Consider the following 22,473-nt stretch of genomic DNA (forward strand, 5'->3'; position numbering starts at 1 on the left):
CGGCTGTCAGCATCCCGCTGGGTAAAGACTCGCCCGCCCAAGGTCCGTACAAGGTTCGCCCCCCGCCGGCCGCTCCCGGCCCGATCCTCAGAGGACGAGCCGGCGTACGTCCTCGGTGATGTGGGCCAGGTGCGCGGTGAAGCGGGCCGCGAGGGCGCCGTCGATGACCCGGTGGTCGTAGGACAGGCACAGGGGGAGCATCAGCCGCGGCTCGAACTCCTCGCCGTTCCAGACCGGCGCCATCTTCGAGCGGACCACACCGAGGATCGCGACCTCGGGGGCGTTGACGATCGGGGTGAAGTGGGTGCCGCCGATGCCGCCCAGGCTGCTGATCGTGAACGTCGCGCCCTGCATGTCGGCGGCGGTCAGCTTCCCGTCGCGCGCCTTCGCGGACAGCTCGCCCAGCTCGCGGCTGAGCTCGGCGATGCCCTTGCGGTCCACGTCGCGTACGACGGGGACGACCAGCCCGTCCGGGGTGTCGACCGCGAGACCGATGTGGACGTAGTCCTTGAGCACCAGCTCGTCGCCGGACAGCGAGCTGTTGACCTCCGGGAACTTCCGCAGGCTCGCGGCAGCCGCCTTGAGCAGGAACGCGAGCAGCGTGACGCGGTAGCCCTCGCCCTTCGCGACCGCGTCGAGCTCGCGGCGGTAGGCGTCAAGGTCGGTGATGTCGGCCTCGTCGGCGTGGGTCACGTGCGGGACGTTGAGCCAGGAGCGGTGCAGGTGCGGGCCGGAGACCTTCTTGATCCGCGACAGCGCGACCCGGCGGACCGGGCCGAACTTCGCGAAGTCGACCTCGGGCACCGGCGGGATCCCCGCGCCGCCGGCGGCCCCGGACGGCGCGACGCCCTTCTCGTAGTGGGTGAGCAGGTCCTGCTTCGTGACCCGCCCCTTGATCCCGCTGCCGGCCACCTTCGCCAGGTCGACCTCGAGGTCGCGGGCGAGGCGGCGTACGAGCGGGGTGGCGCGGAGCGCGCCGCTCAGGGACGCCTCCGCGATCGGGGCAGCCTCCTCGACGGCGGCGGGCTCGGCCTCCGCGGGCGCCTGGACCGCCGCGGGCTCCGGGGCCTCCTCGACCGCAGCCGGCACCGTCACGTCGGCCGACTCCGCGACCGCGACGACGGTGCCCTGGCTCACGGTGTCGCCGACCGACAGGGCGACCGACACGATGGTGCCGCCGACGGGTGCGGGCACGTCCATCGTGGCCTTGTCGGTCTCGATGGTGATGAGGGGGTCCTCGGCACGGATGGTGTCGCCGGGGGCGACGTGGACCTCGATGACGGGTACGTCGGCGTAGTCGCCGATGTCGGGAACGCGAATCTCCATGGGGTCTGTCCTCACGCGTGGGCCGGGTCGGCCCGGTCGGGATCGATGCCGTACTTCTCGATGGCCTGGGCGACGACGTCAGGCGTCACGACGCCCTCGTCGACCAGGCGGCGCAGCGCGGTGACGGCGATGAAGTGCCGGTCCACCTCGAAGTGGCTGCGCAGGTTGCGCCGGTAGTCCGACCGGCCGAAGCCGTCGGTGCCCAGCGCCGTGAACGAGCCGGGCACGAAGGCGCGGATCTGGTCGGCGTACGACTTCATGTAGTCGGTGGCCGCGATGACCGGGCCGTTGCGGCCGGCCAGGCACTCCTCGACGTACGACGTGCGCGGCTTCTCCTCGGGGTGCAGGGTGTTCCACCGCTCGACGGCCAGCCCGTCGCGGCGCAGCTCGGTGAAGCTGGGCGCGGACCACACGTCGGCGGTGATCTTGAAGTCCTTGGCCAGCAGGTCGGCGGCCGCGAGGACCTCGCGCAGGATGGTGCCCGAGCCCATCAGCTGCACCTTGGCCTTCGCGCGTCCGCCCGCGGGCCGCAGCAGGTAGAGCCCCTTGAGGATCCCCTCCGCGGCGCCCTCGGGCATCGCCGGGTGCTCGTAGTTCTCGTTCATCAGGGTCAGGTAGAAGAAGACGTCCTCCTGCTCGACGTACATCCGGCGCATGCCGTCGGCGATGATCACCGCGACCTCGTAGGCGTACGTCGGGTCGTAGGCGACGCAGTTCGGGATCAGCGCCGCCTGCAGGTGGCTGTGCCCGTCCTCGTGCTGGAGGCCCTCGCCGTTGAGCGTGGTCCGGCCGGCGGTGCCGCCGAGCAGGAAGCCCCGCGCCCGCATGTCGCCGGCGGCCCAGGCCAGGTCGCCGATCCGCTGGAACCCGAACATCGAGTAGTAGATGTAGAACGGGATCATCGGGGTGTCGCTGGAGGAGTACGACGTGGCCGCGGCGATCCACGACGACATCGCGCCGGCCTCGTTGATGCCCTCCTGCAGGATCTGCCCGGAGGCGTCCTCCTTGTAGAACATCAGCTGCTCGGCGTCCTCGGGCGTGTAGAGCTGCCCGGACTGGGAGTAGATGCCGACCTGGCGGAACAGGCCCTCCATGCCGAAGGTGCGCGCCTCGTCGGGGACGATCGGGACGATCCGCTTGCCGATCTGCTTGTCGCGCAGGAGCTTGGTGAGGATCTGGACGAACGCCATCGTCGTGGAGACCTCGCGGCCGTTCGTGCCGGCCAGCTGCGGCCCCGCGAAGTCCTCGACGGCCGGGATCTCCAGCGCGGCCGACGTGCGGCGGCGGGTCGGCAGGTAGCCGCCCAGCTCCTGGCGGCGCGCGTGCAGGTAGGCGTGCTCCGGCGTGCCCTCCGCGAACGAGACGTAGGGGTGGTCCATCAGGTGCTCGTCGTCGACCGGGATCGAGAACCGGTCGCGGAAGGCGCGCAGCGCGGGCTCGGCCACCTTCTTGGACTGGTGCGCGATGTTCTGCGCCTCGCCCGCCGCGCCGAGGCCGTAGCCCTTGACGGTCTTGGCCAGGACCACGGTGGGCGAGCCGGTGTGGGCGTTGGCGGCCGCGTAGGCGGCGTACACCTTCTGCGGGTCGTGGCCACCGCGGGTGAGCCGCCAGATCTCGTCGTCCGACCAGTCGGCGACCATCGCCCTCAGCTCCGGGTCGACGCCGAAGAAGTGCTCGCGGACGTAGGCGCCGTCCTTGGACTTGTAGGTCTGGTACTCGCCGTCGACGCACTCCATCATCCGGCGCTTCAGCGCGCCGCTGGAGTCCTGCTTGAGCAGCTGGTCCCAGCCCGAGCCCCAGATCAGCTTGATGACGTTCCACCCGGCACCGCGGAAGACGCCCTCGAGCTCCTGGATGATCTTGCCGTTGCCGCGCACCGGCCCGTCGAGGCGCTGCAGGTTGCAGTTGATGACGAAGACCAGGTTGTCGAGCTTCTCGCGGGCGGCCATCGAGATCGCGCCGAGCGACTCCGGCTCGTCGGTCTCGCCGTCGCCGAGGAACGCCCAGACCTTCCGGCCGGCGGTGTCGGCGAGGCCGCGCGCGTGCAGGTACTTCAGGAACCGGGCCTGGTAGATCGCCATCAACGGCCCCAGGCCCATCGAGACGGTCGGGAACTGCCAGAAGTCCGGCATCAGCCAGGGGTGCGGGTACGACGACAACCCGTTCCCGCCGGTCTCCTGGCGGAAGCTGTCCAGCTGCGCCTCGGTGAGCCGGCCCTCGAGGAACGCGCGCGCGTAGATGCCCGGCGACAGGTGGCCCTGGACGTAGACCAGGTCGCCGCCGTTCTTCTCCGACGGGGCGTGCCAGAAGTGCTGGAAGCCGACGTCGTACAGGGTCGCGGCGGACTGGAAGCTGGACAGGTGGCCGCCGAGCTCGGTCGAGTCCTTGTTGGCGCGCAGCACCATGGCCAGCGCGTTCCAGCGGATCGCGGAGCGGATCCGGTGCTCGATGTCGCGGTCGCCGGGGTGGGTCGGCTCCTCGTCGACGGGCACCGTGTTCACGTACGGCGTCGTCGCGCGGAACGGGACCCGGGCGCCGAGCCGCTGGGCCTCGTCGATGAGCTGGTCGAGCAGATACTTCGTCCGCGGCTCGCCGTCGTACTCCAGGACGGCGGCGAGGGCGTCGCGCCACTCCTGCGTCTCGGCGGGATCGAGGTCGGTCATCAGGCGGGGGCCCTTCAGGTGGGGAAGTGACGTGCGCCACCCATTCTGCGTCCTCAGGACTCATGCGTCCAATGCCTAATCCACGGGATATCCATGCATTAGATGCATGTCAGTGGGCGGTGAGCGCCTTCCTCGCGTTGTGCAGCGCGTGCGCACGGAAGTGCTCCGAGGCGGGCGGGAGCCGGCGGTCCCGGATCCATGCCAGGCCGATCTCGCGGACCGCCCGCACGCCGGCGATCCGCAGGTGCGGGGCGGCGGGGGCGCCGACGCTGTGCGGGTCGGGGAGCAGGGCGACCCCGAGTCCGGCGTACACGAGACCGCGGAGCGTCTCGACCTCCTCGCCCTCGAACCCGAACCTCGGCTCGAAGCCCGCCTCGCGGCACAGGTCCTGGGTCACCGCGCGCAGGCTGAAGCCCGGCTTGAGCACGATGAACGTCTCCTCGGCGACGTCGCGCAGCCGGATCGAGCGGCGCCGGGCGAGCCGGTGGTTCGGTGGGACGACCAGGCGCAGCGGCTCGTCGAGGAGGACCTCGCTCTCGATCTGCGGGTGCAGCGGCCGGTCGCCGGTGATGGCCAGGTCGATGGCGCCCGAGAGCAGGTCGTCGACGAGGCCCGCGTCGCCGTGCTGGCGCAGGTCGAAGCGCACATGCGGGCGCTCGGCGCGGAACGTGCGGACCAGCTCCGGCACCAGCCACGTGCCGAGGGTGTGCAGGAAGGCGAGCGGCACGAACCCGCCGTCCGCCGAGGCCATGTCCCGCACCGCTCCGAGCCCGAGGTCGTAGGCATCGAGCATCCGCCGGGCGTGGACCGCCATCTCGTGGCCGGCGGGCGTGAGCACCAGGCCGCGCCCGACCCGCTGGAACAGGGCTGTTCCCGCCTCCCGCTCGAAGCGCGCCAGGGCGCGGGACATCGCCGGCTGGGTGCGGTGCGCCCGGTCGGCCGCCTCGGTCACGGTCAGGCCGTCGGCGACGGCGAGGAATGAGCGGATGGTCTCGATCTCCACCCACCCATGCTCTCAGTGCATGGGTCAGGAGCCCAGCAGCTCGGCGAGGATCGCGTCGCGAACCTCCGGGAGCCGGTCGCCCACCCCCGCCGCGACATCGGCCAGGTCCGCGCCCGCCCGGGCCCGGTCGGCGTCGCTGAGGACCAGCCGGTCGAGGACGTCGTACGGGTCCCAGCGGTCGTAGACGATGCACTGGAACCGCGCGCCGTCCTTGGTACGCCGCTGCGAGATCCCCACCGCCTTGCGGCCGCCCACGAGCACCTCGCCCGGCCCGAGCGCGCCGAAGCAGACCTGCCGGCCCCACGCGGTCGACTCCAGGCCGCCGCGGTGCAGCTCGGCGTCGAGGCCGACCGAGAGCAGCGCGCGCAGCCACGCCTCACCCAGCCAGTACGTCGAGGCGCGGACGTCGTCGCTCCACCGCGCATCCCCGCGCGGGACGACCACGTCCAGCCACAGCGAGTGCGCGGGATCGACGTACACGGCCCCACCCCCGCTGCGCCGTCGTACGACGGAGACGCCCTCGGCCGCCGCTCGCTCGAGGTCCGCTGCCGACTCCTGCTGCGCGCTGCCGAGGACGAGCGCGCGCTCCGCGGGGGTGAACAGCCATGCCTCGGCCCCCTCCAGACCGGCGGGGATCACGCGGGCGTGGAAGTCGGCGACCGAGCCGTCGACGTGCAGCAGGCGCATGTCCGAGATTGTGCAGGACGGCCGGGGTGGCCCGGAACAAACACACCCGCGGGTCGTGTGGGGCGACCTGCGGGTGTGAAAGACCCCGCCGCGAAGTCTCGGGTCAACGCGGCGGGGTCGAGGTGAAGCATGCCGGTCGGGGGAGCCGCTGTCCCCGGAACCCCGGATTTTGCCCGGACCGGACTAGACCTCTGGTCCGCTGACTCCTCAGATCGTGGTGGCCGGAGCCGACTGGACGGACCTCAGCCCGTCATCTTCGAGGAGACCCATGTCCGTCCTACGCCGTCTGACCGTCAGCATCCTGTGCTGCCTCGCCCTGGGAGTGGGGATGCTGGCCGTCGCGCCGGCCGGCCCCGCCCGAGCCGCCGACTCCGCCGCCTGCACGAATGCCAAGGACGCGGCGGCCCACGCCCTGCACCGCGAGCGCGTCACCCACCACCGCCTGGTCAAGGCGAAGCGGGCGCTCAAGAAGGCCAAGCACAGCCAGCACCACCGCAAGGCCAAGGTGAAGAAGGCGCGCAAGCTGGTCCACAAGCGGACCCGCCAGCACCACCGCGCTGTCGTCGCGCTGCGCCACGCCCGCGCGGCCCAGGCGACCGCCTGCACCAACAACGGTGGCGGCGGCGGTACGACGCCCGACCCGGCCGCGGGCCTGGGCAGCCTCCTCGGTCTGCTCACCGCCGGCCTGAACGGCGGCTCGATCCCGGCGCTGGACGCCAGCCAGCTGACCACGCTGCTCGACACCCTCTACCCGGGCGCCAGCAGCTCGCTCAACCCCGACCAGCTCACCGCGATCCTGAACTCCTTCGGTGGCGCCTCCTCGCTCGACCCGACCACGCTGACGAACCTGCTCGCCGGCCTGCCGGGTGCCGACCAGCTCGACCCGAGCCAGCTCACCGGCCTGCTGACCGGCGGCTCGCTCGACCCGTCCCAGCTCACCGCCCTGCTGACCACCCTCACCGGTGCCCTCGGCGACCTGGGTGCGACCGGCCTGAGCAACCCGGCCGACCCGAGCACGGTCATCACCGAGCTGCTGGGCTCGCTGCTGGGTGCGCAGACCGACCCGGCGCAGGCCCTGGGCACGCTGCTGGGCGCGCTGTCGGCCGCCGGCAACGGCGGCACGCTGCCGGCCCTGGACCCGTCGCAGCTGACCACGCTGCTGGACACCCTCTACCCGGGCGCCAGCACCACCCTCGACCCGACCCAGCTGACCGCGCTCCTCGGCGCGTTCCCGGGTGCGGGCTCGCTGGACGCCACTCAGCTGACCGGCCTGCTCAGCGGCCTCGGCGCGAGCGGGATCGACCCGAGCCAGCTCCAGACGATGCTGACCGGCGCCGGGACCCTCGACCCGTCCCAGGTGACCGCGCTGACCGACGAGATCACCACGGTGCTGTCGAGCATCACCGGTGGCTCGTTCTCCAGCCCGAGCAACCCGCTGAGCACGGTCACCAACACCCTGCAGACCCTGCTCGGTGGCATCATCTGCGGCCTGCTGGGCTGCTGACGCGTCAGTCCTCGCCGGCCGCAGCGCGCTGCGCGTCGGCGAGGATCGACTGAAGGGACCAGAGGAGATGCTCGCGGCCGTGCTCGGCCGCGAGCATCTCGTATCCCACCAGGGTGCTCATGCCCCACACCGTGAAGGCCTCGGCGCGCTCGGGGCCGACGACGGCCTCCATGGCCTCGTGCACGACCTCGTAGCGGCCCTCGTCCACGCGCTTCTGCACCTCGCCCACGCGCGGGTCGATCGCGGCCCACACCCGGATCGCGCCCTCGGTGCGGTGCAGCAGCGCATGGCTGGCCTCGAGCAGCAGCTGCAGCCGGGCGATGGGGTCCTCGGTCTGCCGGGCGATGTCGATGGTCTGCTGGGTCCGCTCCGCGACCCAGTGCGCGAGCAGCGAGTCGGTGAAGTCCTGCCAGTTGTCGAAGGAGTGGTAGAACGACCCGGTCGTCACGCCGAGCCGGCGACACAGCGCGGCCAGCTTGAGCCCGCCGTACCCCTCGGTCGCGAGGATCTCCTCGCCGGCGGCGTACCAGCTGTTGCGCAGGGCCTCGTTGCGGCGTACGCCGGACTCGCTCATCGGCTGCGTTCCTCCCTCGACGGTGGCGACATCGTAGGACCGCCGCGGCCGGCCCGTCCGGACGTCTGTTGATTCCCCTCCGCTCAGGGAGATCGGAACCATTTGTCTACTGATTCAGTAGAGATTGAATGGTCCGCATGTCCCACACCACGACGCACCGCCGACGACGGCTCGCCGCCACCTTCGCCCTCCTCCTCGCCGCGCTCGCAGCCCTGACCGCGTGCTCCGCCAACGCCGAGGGCGGCGGCTCGAACGTCGTGCGCTACCAGGGGTACGCCGGCGCGGTCGACCCGCTGCTCTTCGCCGACGCGCTCGGCAAGCTCGACGGCGTCGAGCTCAAGCGGGTCGGCGACGTGACCGGTGGCCCGCAGGCCCTGCAGGCGCTGGTCTCCCACCAGACCGACATCGGCGCCTCGGCGTTCTACGGGGCGATCGCCCAGCTGGTCTCCACGGGCGCCCCGATCAAGGCGGTGTTCCCGTCCTACGGCGCGAACAGCAAGACCGGCATGAAGCTGGTCGTCCTCGACGGCTCCGCCATCACCGACGCCAAGAGCCTGATCGGCAACCGGATCGCGGTCAACACCCTGGGCGCCAACGCGGAGGCGTTCCTCGACACCTGGTTCCAGCAGCAGGGCCTGACCAGCGACGAGATCAGCAAGATCACGCTCGTCCCGCTGCCGCCGCTCAACACCCCCGACGCCCTCGCCAAGGGCCAGGTCGACGCCGCGGTCGTGAACTACATCGCCTACCAGCAGCTCGCCGCGGAGCACCCGGTCAAGGAGATCACCGACGACGTCAAGGCCCTCGGCGGCCCGTACGTCGGCGGCGCGTTCACCATGCGCGACGACTTCATCAAGGACAACCCGGACGTGGCCAAGAAGGTCGTCGCGGGCATCGCCACCGCGGTGCAGTACCTCGAGACGCACACCAAGCAGCAGGTCTTCGACATCTACTTCCCCTACCTCAAGAGCCACGGCCTCGGCGACTACATCGAGGCGATCCAGGCCAACTACCCCGGTGACCTCGGCCTGCCCGCCAAGCCGGTGATCGAGCCGCAGGACATCTCCCGGTGGACCGACTGGCTCGAAGGGCGCGGCGAGATCAAGTCCGGCTTCGACGTCTCGGCGGTCTACACCAACGACCTCAACCCGAACGCCTGAGGAGGGGCCATGAGCTCACGGATCGAGCTGAGCGGCGTCCGGCAGACCTTCTGGGTCCGCGGCGACGACGACAAGCAGCTGCGCGAGTTCGTCGCGCTGGACGACCTGGACCTCACCATCCAGGCGGGCGAGTTCCTCACCCTGGTCGGCCCGTCGGGCTGCGGCAAGTCCACCGTGCTCGACCTGATCGCGGGTCTGGCGACGCCCTCGTCGGGCCGGCTGACCGTGGACGGGCGGCCGATCACCGGGCCGGGCCTGGACCGCAGCGTGGTGTTCCAGCAGTACACCCTCCTCCCGTGGCGCACCGCCGCCGCCAACATCGAGTTCGCGCTCGAGGCCAAGGGCGGCCTGACCCGGCGCGAGCGGGCGGCCAAGGCCCGGGAGTACCTGCAGCTGGTGGGCCTCACCGAGTTCGCGAACCGCTACCCGCACGAGCTCTCCGGCGGCATGAAGCAGCGGGTCGCGATCGCGCGGAGCCTGTCGTACGAGCCCGAGGTGCTGCTCATGGACGAGCCCTTCGGCGCCCTCGACGCGCAGACGCGCGAGCGGCTCCAGGAGGAGCTGCTGGGGATCTGGCGGCGCACCGGTACGACGGTCGTGTTCATCACCCACGACATCGAGGAGGCCGTCTTCCTGGGCCAGCGGGTCGCCGTCATGAGCGCCCGGCCCGGGCGGATCCGGGAGGTGATCGGCGTCGACCTCGACCGCAGCGACGCGGGGGAGACCGACGTCCGCGCCACCCGCCAGTTCGCCGACTACCGGCACCGGATCTGGTCGCTGCTGCGCCAGCAGCACCTGACCGCCGCCGGGTCCCACCGCAGGGAGGAGGCAGCCGATGTCCAGCTTGCTGGCTGAGAAGACCGAGGCGCGGCCGAACCCGCGCCAGGAGGAGTCCGCCCGCGCGAAGGGGGTCTCGCTCCGGCGTACCAAGGTGGTCACGGTCGCCCGCGGCGTCGCCGGCCTCCTCACGGTCGCCCTGATCTGGGAGTTCGTGCCCCGGCTCGGGCTGGTCGACGACTACCTGATCCCGCCGCTGCACGTGGTGCTGCGCGAGTGGTGGTCGATCGCCACGGACGGCTCGCTGCTGCGGAACCTCCGGGCCAGCGTGGTGCGGTCGGGCGTCGGCTTCGTCGTCGCGATCGCGTTGGCGATCCCGCTCGGCGCGGCGATCGCCTGGTACCGCCCGGTGCGGGAGTTCTTCACCCCCGTGCTCGAGCTGTTCCGCAGCACCGCTGCCCTCGCGATCCTTCCGGTGTTCACGCTCGTGCTGGGCATCGGGGAGACCTCGAAGATCGCGATCGTCGCCTACGCCTGCTTCTTCCCGGTGCTGCTCTCCACCATCTCCGGCGTGGCCACCGTCGACCCGCAGCTGCTGCGCTCGGCCAAGGTGCTCGGGCTCTCGCCGGTGCAGACCTTCCGCAAGGTCGTCTTCCCGGCCGCGATCCCGACCATCTTCACCGGCATCCGGATCTCCGGCGCCGCCGCGATCCTGGTCCTCATCGCCGCCGAGATGATCGGCGCCACCGCGGGCCTGGGCTTCCTCATCAACTACTCGAACATGAACTTCCTGATCCCCAAGATGTACGCCGCGATCCTCACCACCTCGATCCTCGGCGTCGCCGTCAACTACGGCCTGGTCTGGCTGGAGCGGCGCTTCTCGCGCTGGCGTCCGGCCTGATCCCACCCTCATCCCAGGAGAACCCCGATGACCGCACCGAAGCGTCAGCTCAACCTCAACGCGTTCCTGATGGACACCGGCCACCACGAGGCCTCGTGGCGCCACCCGGAGTCGTCGGTGGAGCGCGCCAACGACATCGACTACTACATCGAGCTCGCACAGAAGGCCGAGGAGGCCAAGCTGGACGCGATCTTCTTCGCCGACGCGCCCGGCATGTTCTCGGCCACGCCGTACCGCCCCACCGGGCACCTGGAGCCGATCACCCGGCTCGCCGCGATCAGCACGCGCACCTCGAAGATCGGGCTGATCGCCACGGCCTCGACGACCTTCTACGAGCCCTACAACCTGGCCCGGCTGTTCTCCTCGGTCGACTTCTCCTCCCACGGCCGCGCCGGCTGGAACATCGTCACGACCCAGTCCGACGCGGTGGCCCGCAACTTCAACCTCGCCGAGATCCCGACGCCCGAGGAGCGCTACGCCCGGGCCCAGGAGTTCATCGACGTCGTCACCAAGTTGTGGGACTCGTGGGAGGACGACGCGATCCTCGCCGACCGCTCCACCGGCCACTACTTCGATCCCGAGAAGGTGCACGCGATCGAGCACGTCGGCCGCTACTACCAGGTCGCCGGCGCACTGGCGGCGCCCCGATCGCCGCAGGGCCGGCCGGTCTACATCCAGGCCGGGTCCTCCAACGAGGGGCGGGCGTTCGCGGCCCGCAACGCCGAGGCGATCTTCACCGCGCACCAGACCATCGGCGACGCGCAGGCGTTCTACGCCGACATCAAGGCGCGCGCCGTCGGGCTGGGCCGCAACCCCGACCACGTGAAGGTGCTGCCCGGCATCAGTGCCTTCCTCGGCGACACGGAGGCGGAGGCCCGCGAGCTGCAGGCCTACGTCAACTCGCTCACCGTGCCGGCGTACGGACTCGCCCAGCTCGAGGCCCTCGGCGGCATCTCCCTGAGCCACCTCGAGCTCGACGAGAAGGTGCCCGCCGAGCTGTTCGTGGGCTCCGGCGACGTGCTCGACAACAACCGCTCCCGGCTCATGGTCGTCGCCAACATCGTCGAGCGCGACCGGCCCACCCTGCGCGAGCTGCTGCACCGCCTGGCCGGCGGCCGCGGCCACAACGTCGTGGCCGGCACGCCGCTGCAGGTCGCCGACCTGATCACCGAGTGGTTCCAGAACGGGGCGGCCGACGGCTTCAACGTGATGCCGCCGCTGTACCCCCAGCTGCTCGACGCCTTCACCACCACGGTGGTGCCGATCCTGCAGGAGCGCGGTCTGTTCCGGACCGAGTACGCCGGCGACACGCTGCGTGATCACTACGGGTTGCCACGGCCCGAGAGCGTGTACGCCGCCGGGCGGGCTGTTGGGAAGGAAGCAGCGACCGCCTGATCCTGTTGCCCTGCAGGACGGGGGATCCACCGACCAGCCTCGGTGGATCCCCCCTTTCTCTCCTCGAAACCCTGGACGCGGACGAGAACCTGTTCCAAGATGCCGGGATGCCGATGACGGGGTGCGCGTGCGGGTACGTCCCGGGTGGGGGCGAGGCCTGGCGCAGTCCCTGGGCTTCGTACGCCTGGCTCCGCGACGAGGACCCGGTGCATCACGTCGTCCCGCCGCGGCGTCCCGAGGACGACTTCTTCGTGCTCAGCCGGTACGACGACGTGCTGGCCGCCGCGCTCGACGCGGAGACCTTCTCCAGCGCCAGCGGCCTGACCACGTCGTACGACGACCTGGCGCTGCTCGGCCTCGACGCGAGTCCGCCGATGGTGATGACCGACCCGCCGACGCACACCGCGTTCCGCCGGCTGGTGGCCCGCGGGTTCACGCCGCGCCAGGTCGGCGAGATCGAGCCCGTGGTGCGGTCGTTCGTGCGGGAGCGGGTCGCGCGGCTGGCCGACGCCGGCGGCGGCGACGTGGTGGCCGAGCTGTTCAAGCCGCTGCCCAGCCTGGTGGTGGCCCACTACCTCGGCGTTCCGGAGGCCGACCACGAGCGGTTCGACCGGTGGTCCTCGGCCATCGTGGCCGCGAACGCGGACGGCGGCCCGGAGGCGGCCGTGCTCGGCGCCGCCGAGGCCGTGGGCGAGCTGATGGGCTACTTCGCCGAGCTGGTCGACCGGCGGCGTACCGAGCAGGCGCGGGGGGTGATGGCCGCCGACACCGTGTCCCACCTGGTCGCGGCCTCCTCCGCCGAGGAAGGGCCGGACCTGCTGGGGGTGCTGGGGTTCGTCTTCACCATGATCACCGGCGGCAACGACACCACCACCGGCCTGCTCGGCGAGGCGGTCCAGCTGCTGGCGCTGCACCCGGACCAGCGCGAGGACCTCGCCGACGACCCGGCCCTCATCCCGCACGCCGTCGAGGAGTTCCTGCGGCTCAGCAGCCCGGTGCAGGGGCTGGCCCGCACCACGACCCGCGACGTCGAGCTGCACGGCGTGAGGATCCCCGCAGGACGCCGGGTCCTCCTGCTGTACGCCGCCGCCAACCGCGACTGGCGGGTCTTCGGCGCCGACGCCGAGCAGCTCGACATCCGCCGCCGCCCCACCCGGATCCTCGCCTTCGGGCAGGGACACCACCACTGCCTCGGCTCGGCCGCCGCCCGCCTCCAGGCCCGGGTCGCGCTCGAGGAGCTCCTCGCCGCGATCCCCGACTTCGCCGTCGATGCGGCCGGTGTCACCTGGGCGCCCGGGGCGTACGTGCGGCGGCCGCTGTCGGTGCCGCTGCGCGTGCTGTAGGGCGCTACAGCACCGCCGCGCCGGCCGAGCGACCCCGCGGCAGCACCGCCAGCGGATCGTCGTACACCGGGCACAGCGCGATCGTGCACGCCGCCGTCGCCTGGATGCCCGACCCGAACCGCGTGAACGACACCGGTACGTCGGTCAGCGCGCCGCCCTGCAGCGCGGTCAGGATGTCCTCGAACACCGGCGGGCAGCCGGTGAACGCCTGTCCGACGAGCACCACGCGGTCGGGCGCGGTCATGTCGCGCACCACGCCGGCCGCCTCGCCGAGAAGCCGCGCCCGCTCGCGCAGCAGCCGTAGCACGGCCTTGTCCCCGGCCCGCTCGTAGACGGCCTCGATCTCGGTGCTGCTCGTCCAGCGCTTGGCCGCCCGGACCACTGCGCCGTCGCCGGCGGCGGCCTCCAGGCAGCCGGTGCGGCCGCAGCCGCACGCCACCGGCGCGCCCGTCGGGAGATGGGCGAGGCTGCCGACCCGCGACACCTCGACGACCTCGCCCTTGTCGACGGCCAGCGCGAACCCGAGGGTGTCGCGGGCGTAGACGTAGAGCGTCACCCCGGGCGTGCCGTGCCGCCGGTGGAAGAACTCGCTCGCCGCCACCGCGGCGATGTGGTCGCCGGTGTGCACGTCCAGGCCGGTGAGCTCGTGCAGCTCCTCGCCGTACGCCGACGGGTCGATGCCGAGCTCCCGCCAGGGCCCGACCAGGCCGGCAGCCAGGGGCGCGCGGGAGGGCAGCGAGCCCAGCAGCCGGGCCGCGACGCGGCCCAGCGCGTCGAGGTCGGGCGCCTCGCCGAGGGGCCGGCGCACCGTCTCGTGGGTGACGACCCGGCCGGTCAGGTCGCCGAGCGCGACGGTCGCGATCCGCCGCCCGACATGCACGCCGACGACCACGAAGTGATCCGGATCCACCTCGACCGGCACGCCCGGCCGGCCGATCGAGCCGGAGCGGATCCGGTCGGGGCGCTCGCGCAGCATCCGCGCCTCGGCCAGCGCGGTCACGACGCGGCCCACCGTGGCGGGGCTGAGCCCGCTGCGGGCGACGATCTCGTCGCGGGTCACCAGGCCCCCGGCGCGGACCTGCTCGAGCACCTGCGCCGACGTACGTCCGAAGCGGCCGCGGGCCACGGTGATGATGGGGGAGCGATGCAGCACCACGGGAACTCCGATCCAATGTCTAGAAACCGACTAGACAAACTGTAGAACATGCCGTGAACAAAGCCGGACTCCGTCTCGCGAGCGGCGCGGCGGGTTCGCCTCAGCCGGATCGGAATCCTTGTCCCCTCCAACCGTCCAGCGGACCTTTGACGCCATGACCATCCAGATCGAGTCCCCCGTCCTCACCACCACCAAGCTCGGCTCGCGCATCGGCGCCCGCATCGACGGCGTCCGGCTCTCCGGCGACCTGCCCGCCGAGACCGTGGCGCAGATCCGCGCCGCGATCCTGGAGCACAAGGTCGTGTTCCTGCGCGGCCAGGACCACCTCGACGACGCCGGCCAGATCGCGTTCGGCGAGCTGCTCGGCCCGCTCACGACCGCCCACCCGACGGTCAACACCGGCAGCGCCCGGGTCCTGTCGCTGAAGGCCACGCGCGGCATGGCCGCCAACTCCTGGCACACCGACGTCACCTTCGTCGACCGGGTCCCGGCCTTCTCGATCCTGCGCGGCGTCACCATCCCCGAGTACGGCGGCACCACCAACTGGGCCAACACCGCAGCGGCGTACGACTTCCTGCCGCCGCAGCTCAAGGCCCTCGTCGACGGCCTGTGGGCCGTCCACAGCAACGACTACGACTACGCCCACCAGTTCGGCGAGGACGGCGCCACCAAGCCGGAGGACACCGACTTCTATCGCGAGCAGTTCGCCTCGACGATCTACCAGACCGAGCACCCGGTCGTCCGCGTCCACCCGGAGACCGGCGAGCGCGCGCTGGTGCTCGGCCACTTCGTCAAGCAGTTCTCCGGCTTCAACGCCAAGGAGTCGGCCGTCCTGTTCAACCTGCTGCAGGACCGCGTCACCAAGCTCGAGAACACCGTGCGCTGGACCTGGCAGCCCGGCGACGTCGCCATCTGGGACAACCGCGCCACCCAGCACTACGCGGTCGCCGACTTCGACACCCAGGTCCGCGAGGTACGCCGCATCACCGTCCAGGGCGACGTCCCCGTCTCGATCGACGGCCGGCGCAGCCAGGTGCTGCAGGGCGACTCGGGCGTCTACAACCGCCTCGACGAGCTCATCAGCTGACCGTCGCGCGCCAACGATGCGCTGAGGTGTCTACAGGTGGCACCTCAGCGCATCGTTGCGTGTTGCGGGAGGAATGCAGGATGGCGCCATGCTGCTGTTCGGTGAGACCGCCCACGAGTACGTCGACTTCGCCGGCTACTGCGAGGGAGACTCCCCGACCTTCGTCGAGTGGGCGCGGGGCGTCGCCGGCGACGAGGAGGTCCTCGACTGGCTGAGTGAGCTGCCGGCGAACAAGCGGCAGCCCAACCTGGTCTTCGCGGCGGCGCGCCTCCACGGCGTGCCTGCCCCCGGCCCGTACTCCGGCCTGCGGGCCGCCCTGCTCGCCGACGAAGGGTCGATCCGCGCCACGATCCTCGCCCATGCCACGCAGACGAACGAGGTCGGCCGGCTCGCCACCCTGGTGCCCGCGCTCGGCAGGATCGACGGGCCGCTCGCACTGATCGAAGTCGGCGCCTCGGCCGGGCTGTGCCTGTATCCCGACCGTTGGGCCTACGCCTGGCAGCTCGGCTCGAAGGTGGTTCGTCTCAGCGAGGGTCCCGAGCTGTCGTGCCGGGTCGAGGGACCCGCCCTGCTGCCGGCACGGCTGCCGGACATCCGCTGGCGGGCCGGCATCGACCTCAACCCCCTCGACGTCACGGACGTCGAACAGATGGACTGGCTCGTCACCCTGGTGTGGTCCGAGCAGGACGACCGCCGTGAGCGATTGCGACAGGCGATCAGGATCGCGGCCCAGGACCCGCCGCGGATCGTCGCGGGCGACCTCCTGACCGAGCTCCCCGTCATGATCGAGGAGGCGTCGGCTCACGGGACCGTCGTGGTGTTCCACTCGGCCGTCATCGCCTACCTCGAGCCCGAGCGTCGCCTCGAGTTCGACCGGCTGATGCGCGGCATGGTCGCCGCGGGCCGCTGCCGCTGGATCAGCAACGAGGCGCCGAAGGTGCTGCCCTCGATCACCGCCACCAGCTCGCAGGTGCCCGACGCGGCGCACACCTTCGTCCTCGGGATCGACGGCGTGGCGGTCGGCCACACCCACGGCCACGGCTCAGCGCTGCGCTGGTTCGGTCACTGATCGGACGGACGGAACCGCGCCGCCCCACCCGCCTTCGCCAGATCGGCGACGGCCAACACGTCGGGGTCCGAGAGCGACTCGATCTCGAGGATCTTGCCGGTGGACTCGTCGATGACGAAGGAGAACACCACCTTCGGGACGCCCTGCAGCTGCCAGGTCGCGGCGGCGTACCCGTCCAGCAGGATCGGTACGACGGCACGGGCCTGGCCGCAGAAGCGGCCCGCGACCGCGTCCGCGCCGACCAGCAGGGCCTCGGCGCCCATCGCGACGGTGTTGGCGTCGGCCCGCACGACCGCGTTCGGGTCGAGCAGGTCGAGCAGGGCGCCGAAGTCGCCGGCCTTGGAGGCCGCGAAGAAGGCATCGACGACCCGCTGCTGGCGGGCCTTCGCCTCGGCGAGCTCGGCCGTCTCGGGCCGCTGCACGCGACGGCGGCCCCGGGAGGCGAGCTGGCGCACGGCCGCCGAGGTGCGCCCGGTGATCGCGGCGACGTCGTCGAACGGCACCCCGAACAGGTCGTGCAGCACGAAGCACAGCCGCTCGGCGGGGGAGAGGAGGTCGAGCACCACGAGCAGCGCGGCGTCGACCGACTCGGCCAGCTCGGCCTCGTCGAGCGGGCCCGCCTCGCCCGACTCCACCTCGGCCACCGCCTCCAGCGGCGCCTCGGCCCGGCGCCCGCGGGCGCGCAGCCGGTCCAGGCACAGCCGCGAGGTCACCGTGGTCAGCCAGGCGGCCGGGTTGTCGATGTCGTCCCGGGCGGCGGAGGACCACCGCAGCCACGCCTCCTGCAGCACGTCGTCGGCGTCGTCGGGCGAGCCGAGCATCCGCATCGCCACCGCCCGCAACCGCCCACGCTCCGCCTCGAACAGGTCCGTCTCCACCGGCACATCATCCCCTTCCGCCGTACAGCGGCGCGTCGTCCGTCACTCCTCACCGGCTCGACGCGCGACACGCTCGCGATGTGACACCGCCCGCCCGTAGCCTCGGTCCCATGACCCCCAGCGACCTGCTCACCGACGCGCTCGGCCGCGTGCTCGAGGAAATCGAAGCCGTCCTCGACGGGCTCGACGAGGACGCCCTGACCGCACGCCCGACCCCCACCGCCAACAGCATCGCGTGGCTGGTCTGGCACCTGACCCGCGTCCAGGACGACCACGTGGCCCACGTCGCCGGCACCGAGCAGGTCTGGACCAGCGAGGGGTACGCCGAGAGGTTCGGCCTGCCCTTCCCCGTCGAGGCCCACGGCTACGGCCACACCTCCGAGGAGGTCGGTCAGGTGAGGGGCATCCCGGCGGGCGACCTGCTCGCCTACTACCGCGAGGTCCACCGGGCCTCGCTGGCCTTCATCGCGACGGTCACCGAGGCCGACCTGGACCGGGTGGTCGACACCCGCTGGGATCCGCCGGTCACCCTCGGCGCCCGGCTGGTCAGCGTGGTCAACGACTGCACCCAGCACGTCGGCCAGGCGGCGTACCTCCGCGGCCTGCTCGGAGGCTGAGTGCCCGAGCAGGATCCCCGCGACCTCGCCCGGACGCTCGACCTCTGCCTGCGCGTCGGGGAGGTGCTGCTGTCCTCCGGCGCCGGCGCGGCCGACGTCACCGCGACCATGCGCGTCGTCGCGCAGGCCTACGGCATCCGCAACCCGAGCGTCGACGTCACCTTCACCCAGCTCGCGATGAGCGCGCAGGCAGGGCCGGACGAGACTCCGGTGCTGCAGATGCGCGGCGTCACCCAGCGCGACATCGACTACGAGGACCTCACCCGGGTCGACCAGTTGGTCCGCGACGTCGCCGCCGGCCGGATCGACGTCGCCGAGGCCCGGGCGCGCGTCGCGCGCATCGTCTCCTCGGGGCACGCCCGCCGGCGCTGGGCGGTGACCCTGGGCTGGGGCGTGATGTGTGCGGGCGTCGGCCTCCAGCTCGGCGGCGCCGCGGCCGTGGTGGCGGTCGCGTTCGTGGCGGCGGTCGCCATCGACCGGCTGCAGCTGGTGATGAGCCGCGCGCGGCTGCCGTTCTTCTACCGACAGATCGCGGGCGGCGCCATCGCCACCCTGCTGGCCGCCGTCGCCACCCGGGCAGCCGACCCGTGGGTGCACATGGACGCCTCGGCGGTCGTCAGCGCCAACATCATCATGCTGCTCTCCGGCATCGGCTTCATGGGTGCGATCCAGGACGCCCTCTCGGGCTTCTACGTGACCGGTGGCGCGCGGCTGCTGGAGGCGGTGCTGGCCACCGCCGGCGTCATCGGCGGCGTGACCGGCGGCCTCAGCCTCGCCGCCGCGGTCCACCTCGACCTCCCGACGCTGGTGCCCGCGCGCACCGACCTGACCGGGATCGGCGTCGCCGCCCTCGGTGGGGCCATCGGCTCGGCGGCGTTCGCGTTCTCGTCGTACGCCCCCCGCCGCGCGCTCGTGCCGATCGGGCTCCTCGGCGCGGCCGCGCTCGCGACAGACCTCGCCATCGCGGCGCACGACTTCGCGGGCGCCTGGTCGGTGGGCGTCGCGGCGTTCGGCGTCGGCCTGGTGAGCTTCGCCGTGGCGGCCCGGCTCCGCGTCCCGCCGCTGGTGGTCGTCGTCCCCGCGATCGTGCCCATGCTGCCGGGCCTCTCGATCTACAAGGGGCTCTCGCTGCTCGGCGCCTCCGACCACCCGGCGCCGGCCGAGGGCCTGCTCGCGATGGTCGCCGCCGGCTCGATCGCCATCGCCCTGGCCGCCGGCGTCATCCTCGGTGAGTACGTCGCCCAGCCGGTCGCCCGCGAGGCCCGCCGGGTCCCGCAGCGCCTCGCCGGCCCGCGGCTCGTGGGCGTCACGCGTCTGCGGCGCCGCGCGGGTCGTCAGGCTGAGCGGGCCGGAACCCGCACCGCTCAGCCTGACGACTCCAGCCGGTAGCGCCAGAACACCGGCACCAGCAGCACCGCGACCACGCAGCCCACGACGACGAGCACCCCGCCGCCCGCGGCGGTGATCGAGGTGCCCACCAGAGCGGCCGCGGCACCGTGCGCGACGTCGGCCATCCGCGGGCCGCCGGCGACCACGACGATGAAGATGCCCTGCAGCCGGCCCCGGACCTCGTCGGTCGCGGAGGACTGCAGCATCGAGGTGCGGAACGCCGCCGACGCCATGTCGGCCGCACCCCCGACCATCAGCATCACGACGGCGCCGCTCAGCCACAGCGAGGACGAGCCGTGCGCGGCCATCCCCACGCACACGCCGAAGCCGACCATCGACAGGCCCCACACGATGATCGACCACACGACGGCCCGCCCCTGTGCGGAGATCCGGGACACCCAGCCGGAGAACACCCCGCCGAGCACCGCCCCGGCCGGGATCCCCGCGAACAGCAGCGCGAACGCCAGCCCGCCGTCGGTCGGCCCGCCGAAGCTCTCGTGCGCGATCTGCGGGAACAGCGCCCGCGGCATGCCGAAGAGCATCGCGATGATGTCGACGACGAAGGACATCCGCAGCACCGGGTGGTCCTTGAGGTAGGCGATGCCGTCGACGACCGAGCGCAGGCCCGGCGTACGGCCCACGACTCCCTGGATCGGCAGCGGCGGCAGCTTCCACACGGCCCACCAGGTGGCGAGCAGGCAGCAGGCGTCGATCAGGTAGAGCCAGGAGAACCCGGTGACCGGGATCAACGCGCCGCCGACCAACGGTCCGGCGATGCCGCCGGCCTGCATGACCGTCATGTTCAGCGAGTTGGCGGCCGGGAGCAGCTCGGGCTCCAGCAGCCGCGGCAGGAGCGCGGAGCGGGTGGGCTGGTTGACGGCGAAGAAGGCCTGCTGCACCGCGAACAACCCGAGCAGCAGCCACACGCTGCCGACCCCCGCCGCCGCCTGCGCCCAGAACAGCGCGCTGATCACGATCAGCCCGGTCGTGGTGATGCGCATGATCGTGCGGCGGTCGAAGTGGTCGGCCAGCGCGCCGCCCCACAGCCCGAAGACGACCAGCGGCACCAGCCCGAAGACCCCCGTCAGCCCGACGTACGCCGAGGACCCGGTCTCGGCATAGATCTGGGCCGGCACGGCGACCACCGTGAGCTGGGCACCGATGACGGTGATGATGTTGGCGGACCACAGCCGCCGGAAGTGCGGGTTCTGCAGCGGACGGGTGTCGGCGAGCATCCCGCGTAGATTCACCAGGGAATCCTAGAGAGGCCTGTCGAAACCACGCACAGCCGTTCGTGGGGAGGGTGAGAGGCGGCCGGATCGGCCGCCCGGACCTGAGGAGAAGAACATGACGCACTACCTGATGTCCGTGCACGGCCCCGCCGAGCGCAGCGAGTACGGCGACTACGGCTCCAAGGAGGCCATGGAGCAGGCGTTCGCCGACACCGGTGCGTTCAACGAGCAGCTCAAGGCCGACGGCTACTGGGTGTTCGCGGGAGGCCTGGAGCAGGCCACGACGGCCACCGTCGTCGACGGCACCGGGGACACCCCGGTCATCACCGACGGCCCCTACCTGGAGTCCAAGGAGTACATCGGCGGCTTCTGGGTGATCGACGCCCCCGACCTCGACGTCGCGCTCAAGCTGGCCGCTGCCGGCTCCAAGGCGTGCCGCGGCAAGGTCGAGGTCCGCCCCTTCGAGGGCCTCGCCTGACCATGGCCGAGGCACGGGCGGCGGTCGAGCGCGTCTTCCGCGAGGAGTACGGCCGGCTGATCGCCACGTTGGTACGCCGCTTCGGCGACATCGACCTCGCCGAGGAGATGGCGGCCGAGGCCCTGGTCGTCGCCCTGGAGCGGTGGCCGGCCGACGGCGTACCCCCCAATCCCGGCGGGTGGCTGACCACCACCGCCGCCCGCCGGGGGATCGACCGCATCCGCCGCGAGAAGCAGCGCGATGCCAAGCACCAGGCGGCCCTGATGATCACCGACGACACCGTCCCGGACCCGACCGGGCCGGTCGAGGACGACCGGCTCCGGCTGATCTTCACCTGCTGCCACCCGGCCCTGGCGCCGGAGGCGCGGATCGCGCTGACGCTGCGCCTGCTCGGCGGGCTCACCGTCCCCGAGATCGCGCGTGCGTTCCTGGTGCAGGAGACGACGATGGGCCAGCGGATCTCGCGGGCCAAGGCCAAGATCAGGGCCGCCAACATTCCGTACGTCGTCCCGCAGGCCGAGGACCTGCGCCGCCGGATCGACGCGGTGCTCACCGTGCTCTGGCTGATCTTCAACGAGGGCTACCTGGCCTCGGGGGAGGGCGAGCCGATCCGGCGCGACCTGACCGCCGAGGCGATCCGGCTCACCCGGCAGGTGCACGCGCTGCTCCCCGACGACCCGGAGCCCACGGGGCTGCTCGCCCTGATGCTGATGACCGAGGCGCGGGCCGCCGCGCGGGTGCGCGGCGGATCGCTGGTGCCCCTCGACGAGCAGGACCGCGGCGGCTGGGACCGCTCGCTCATCGCGGAGGGTCACGACCTGGTGCGCGCCTGCCTGCGCCTCAACCGGCCGGGCAGGTTCCAGCTGCTGGCGGCGGTCAACGCGGTCCACACCGACGCGCCGAGCGCCGACGCGACGGACTGGTCGCAGGTCGCCGCGCTCTACGCGCAGCTGGCGCGGATCGACCCGTCGCCGATCGTGGCCCTCAACCGGGCGGTGGCCGTCGCCGAGCTGGACGGCCCGGCGGTGGGACTGGCGCTGGTCGACGACCCGGCCGTCGCCGGACCGCTGCGGGGCTATCACCCCTGGCACGCGACCCGGGCCGACCTGCTGCGCCGACTGGGGCGCAGCGTCGAGGCCGCGTCCGAGTACGACGCCGCGATCGCCGCCACCGACAACGCCGCCGAGCGCGCCTACCTCACCCGGCGCCGGGGCGAGCTGGTCGGGTGAGCCGA

20 protein-coding genes are annotated in these 22,473 nt (G+C 72.2%); 12 read left to right on the top strand and 8 right to left on the bottom strand.

Annotated features, from left to right (window positions below):
- Positions 1-87: 87 nt before the first annotated feature.
- The 4 genes from ACYU8V_RS11550 to ACYU8V_RS11565 all read right to left on the bottom strand — a co-directional run bounded on the left by ACYU8V_RS11550 (position 88) and on the right by ACYU8V_RS11565 (position 5,679).
- Positions 88-1,326, bottom strand: coding sequence for a 2-oxo acid dehydrogenase subunit E2 (locus ACYU8V_RS11550; protein ID WP_460847490.1), 1,239 nt, complete (start codon positions 1,324-1,326; stop codon positions 88-90).
- Between the two features lie 11 nt (positions 1,327-1,337).
- Positions 1,338-3,989 carry a pyruvate dehydrogenase (acetyl-transferring), homodimeric type gene (gene aceE / locus ACYU8V_RS11555; RefSeq protein WP_460847491.1) on the bottom strand — a complete coding sequence of 884 codons (2,652 nt, stop codon included), beginning with the start codon at positions 3,987-3,989 and terminating at the stop codon, positions 1,338-1,340.
- Between the two features lie 109 nt (positions 3,990-4,098).
- Positions 4,099-4,992 (bottom strand): LysR family transcriptional regulator, encoded by an 894-nt coding sequence (locus ACYU8V_RS11560; protein ID WP_460847492.1) that lies wholly within the window; start codon positions 4,990-4,992, stop codon positions 4,099-4,101.
- A 24-nt stretch (positions 4,993-5,016) separates the two neighbouring features.
- The gene (locus ACYU8V_RS11565; protein WP_460847493.1) at positions 5,017-5,679 is read right to left on the bottom strand and encodes a lipoyl protein ligase domain-containing protein; all 663 of its coding nucleotides are present in this window, start codon (positions 5,677-5,679) and stop codon (positions 5,017-5,019) included.
- A 268-nt stretch (positions 5,680-5,947) separates the two neighbouring features.
- Between ACYU8V_RS11565 and ACYU8V_RS11570 the strand changes: the two genes are divergently transcribed.
- A complete protein-coding gene (locus ACYU8V_RS11570) occupies positions 5,948-7,183 on the top strand; it encodes a hypothetical protein (RefSeq protein ID WP_460847495.1) in 1,236 nt (411 codons plus the stop codon).
- A gap of 4 nt (positions 7,184-7,187) precedes the next feature.
- Here ACYU8V_RS11570 and ACYU8V_RS11575 read toward each other — a convergent pair whose 3' ends face one another.
- Positions 7,188-7,757 (bottom strand): TetR/AcrR family transcriptional regulator, encoded by a 570-nt coding sequence (locus tag ACYU8V_RS11575; protein WP_460847496.1) that lies wholly within the window; start codon positions 7,755-7,757, stop codon positions 7,188-7,190.
- A 137-nt stretch (positions 7,758-7,894) separates the two neighbouring features.
- Here ACYU8V_RS11575 and ACYU8V_RS11580 point away from each other — a divergent pair, with 137 nt between their 5' ends.
- The 5 genes from ACYU8V_RS11580 to ACYU8V_RS11600 all read left to right on the top strand — a co-directional run bounded on the left by ACYU8V_RS11580 (position 7,895) and on the right by ACYU8V_RS11600 (position 13,333).
- Positions 7,895-8,917, top strand: coding sequence for an ABC transporter substrate-binding protein (locus tag ACYU8V_RS11580; RefSeq protein WP_460847498.1), 1,023 nt, complete (start codon positions 7,895-7,897; stop codon positions 8,915-8,917).
- 9 nt (positions 8,918-8,926) lie between these two features.
- Positions 8,927-9,772 carry an ABC transporter ATP-binding protein gene (locus ACYU8V_RS11585; RefSeq protein ID WP_460847499.1) on the top strand — a complete coding sequence of 282 codons (846 nt, stop codon included), beginning with the start codon at positions 8,927-8,929 and terminating at the stop codon, positions 9,770-9,772.
- Entirely contained in the window at positions 9,753-10,595 is an 843-nt protein-coding gene (locus ACYU8V_RS11590) for an ABC transporter permease (protein ID WP_460847500.1), read from the top strand. Before ACYU8V_RS11585 ends, ACYU8V_RS11590 begins: the two co-directional genes overlap by 20 nt.
- A gap of 27 nt (positions 10,596-10,622) precedes the next feature.
- Positions 10,623-11,990: an LLM class flavin-dependent oxidoreductase gene (locus ACYU8V_RS11595; protein WP_460847502.1), complete on the top strand. Its 1,368-nt coding sequence runs from the start codon at positions 10,623-10,625 to the stop codon at positions 11,988-11,990.
- A gap of 107 nt (positions 11,991-12,097) precedes the next feature.
- Positions 12,098-13,333 (top strand): cytochrome P450, encoded by a 1,236-nt coding sequence (locus tag ACYU8V_RS11600; RefSeq protein WP_460847503.1) that lies wholly within the window; start codon positions 12,098-12,100, stop codon positions 13,331-13,333.
- A gap of 4 nt (positions 13,334-13,337) precedes the next feature.
- Here the strand turns inward: ACYU8V_RS11600 and ACYU8V_RS11605 are convergent, their stop codons facing one another.
- Positions 13,338-14,489 carry an ROK family protein gene (locus ACYU8V_RS11605; protein WP_460847505.1) on the bottom strand — a complete coding sequence of 384 codons (1,152 nt, stop codon included), beginning with the start codon at positions 14,487-14,489 and terminating at the stop codon, positions 13,338-13,340.
- Between the two features lie 154 nt (positions 14,490-14,643).
- On the opposite strand from ACYU8V_RS11605, the gene ACYU8V_RS11610 reads away from it, so the two are divergent.
- Positions 14,644-15,576 carry a TauD/TfdA dioxygenase family protein gene (locus ACYU8V_RS11610; RefSeq protein ID WP_460847507.1) on the top strand — a complete coding sequence of 311 codons (933 nt, stop codon included), beginning with the start codon at positions 14,644-14,646 and terminating at the stop codon, positions 15,574-15,576.
- An 88-nt stretch (positions 15,577-15,664) separates the two neighbouring features.
- Complete coding sequence (locus ACYU8V_RS11615) at positions 15,665-16,645, top strand: DUF2332 domain-containing protein (RefSeq protein ID WP_460847509.1); 981 nt, start codon at positions 15,665-15,667, stop codon at positions 16,643-16,645.
- On the opposite strand, the gene ACYU8V_RS11620 is transcribed toward ACYU8V_RS11615, so the two are convergent.
- A complete protein-coding gene (locus ACYU8V_RS11620; protein WP_460847510.1) occupies positions 16,639-17,523 on the bottom strand; it encodes a sigma-70 family RNA polymerase sigma factor in 885 nt (294 codons plus the stop codon). The two genes, ACYU8V_RS11615 and ACYU8V_RS11620, sit on opposite strands and share 7 nt — an antisense overlap.
- A 110-nt stretch (positions 17,524-17,633) precedes the next feature.
- On the opposite strand from ACYU8V_RS11620, the gene ACYU8V_RS11625 reads away from it, so the two are divergent.
- On the top strand, positions 17,634-18,140 hold the full coding sequence (locus ACYU8V_RS11625; protein ID WP_460847512.1) for a mycothiol transferase: 507 nt from the start codon (positions 17,634-17,636) through the stop codon (positions 18,138-18,140).
- Entirely contained in the window at positions 18,141-19,529 is a 1,389-nt protein-coding gene (locus tag ACYU8V_RS11630; RefSeq protein ID WP_460847513.1) for a threonine/serine exporter family protein, read from the top strand.
- On the opposite strand, the gene ACYU8V_RS11635 is transcribed toward ACYU8V_RS11630, so the two are convergent.
- A complete protein-coding gene (locus ACYU8V_RS11635) occupies positions 19,505-20,779 on the bottom strand; it encodes an MFS transporter (RefSeq protein ID WP_460847514.1) in 1,275 nt (424 codons plus the stop codon). The two genes, ACYU8V_RS11630 and ACYU8V_RS11635, sit on opposite strands and share 25 nt — an antisense overlap.
- Positions 20,780-20,876: 97 nt before the next feature.
- Between ACYU8V_RS11635 and ACYU8V_RS11640 the strand changes: the two genes are divergently transcribed.
- Both ACYU8V_RS11640 and ACYU8V_RS11645 read left to right on the top strand, forming a co-directional pair.
- The gene (locus ACYU8V_RS11640; protein ID WP_460847516.1) at positions 20,877-21,239 is read left to right on the top strand and encodes a YciI family protein; all 363 of its coding nucleotides are present in this window, start codon (positions 20,877-20,879) and stop codon (positions 21,237-21,239) included.
- A 2-nt stretch (positions 21,240-21,241) separates the two neighbouring features.
- Entirely contained in the window at positions 21,242-22,468 is a 1,227-nt protein-coding gene (locus tag ACYU8V_RS11645; protein ID WP_460847517.1) for an RNA polymerase sigma factor, read from the top strand.
- The last annotated feature ends 5 nt before the right edge of the window (positions 22,469-22,473 follow it).

The sequence above is a fragment of the Nocardioides ultimimeridianus genome, from assembly GCF_054777895.1.

What these genes read in the sequence shown, in the direction of transcription:
- ACYU8V_RS11550 (WP_460847490.1), bottom strand. Translation starts at nt 1,326, where the DNA reads ATGGAGATTCGCGTTCCCGACATCGGCGACTACGCCGACGTACCCGTC.
- aceE (WP_460847491.1), bottom strand. Translation starts at nt 3,989, where the DNA reads ATGACCGACCTCGATCCCGCCGAGACGCAGGAGTGGCGCGACGCCCTC.
- ACYU8V_RS11565 (WP_460847493.1), bottom strand. Translation starts at nt 5,679, where the DNA reads ATGCGCCTGCTGCACGTCGACGGCTCGGTCGCCGACTTCCACGCCCGC.
- ACYU8V_RS11570 (WP_460847495.1), top strand. Translation starts at nt 5,948, where the DNA reads ATGTCCGTCCTACGCCGTCTGACCGTCAGCATCCTGTGCTGCCTCGCC.
- ACYU8V_RS11575 (WP_460847496.1), bottom strand. Translation starts at nt 7,757, where the DNA reads ATGAGCGAGTCCGGCGTACGCCGCAACGAGGCCCTGCGCAACAGCTGG.
- ACYU8V_RS11580 (WP_460847498.1), top strand. Translation starts at nt 7,895, where the DNA reads ATGTCCCACACCACGACGCACCGCCGACGACGGCTCGCCGCCACCTTC.
- ACYU8V_RS11585 (WP_460847499.1), top strand. Translation starts at nt 8,927, where the DNA reads ATGAGCTCACGGATCGAGCTGAGCGGCGTCCGGCAGACCTTCTGGGTC.
- ACYU8V_RS11590 (WP_460847500.1), top strand. Translation starts at nt 9,753, where the DNA reads ATGTCCAGCTTGCTGGCTGAGAAGACCGAGGCGCGGCCGAACCCGCGC.
- ACYU8V_RS11595 (WP_460847502.1), top strand. Translation starts at nt 10,623, where the DNA reads ATGACCGCACCGAAGCGTCAGCTCAACCTCAACGCGTTCCTGATGGAC.
- ACYU8V_RS11600 (WP_460847503.1), top strand. Translation starts at nt 12,098, where the DNA reads ATGCCGATGACGGGGTGCGCGTGCGGGTACGTCCCGGGTGGGGGCGAG.
- ACYU8V_RS11610 (WP_460847507.1), top strand. Translation starts at nt 14,644, where the DNA reads ATGACCATCCAGATCGAGTCCCCCGTCCTCACCACCACCAAGCTCGGC.
- ACYU8V_RS11615 (WP_460847509.1), top strand. Translation starts at nt 15,665, where the DNA reads ATGCTGCTGTTCGGTGAGACCGCCCACGAGTACGTCGACTTCGCCGGC.
- ACYU8V_RS11625 (WP_460847512.1), top strand. Translation starts at nt 17,634, where the DNA reads ATGACCCCCAGCGACCTGCTCACCGACGCGCTCGGCCGCGTGCTCGAG.
- ACYU8V_RS11640 (WP_460847516.1), top strand. Translation starts at nt 20,877, where the DNA reads ATGACGCACTACCTGATGTCCGTGCACGGCCCCGCCGAGCGCAGCGAG.
- ACYU8V_RS11645 (WP_460847517.1), top strand. Translation starts at nt 21,242, where the DNA reads ATGGCCGAGGCACGGGCGGCGGTCGAGCGCGTCTTCCGCGAGGAGTAC.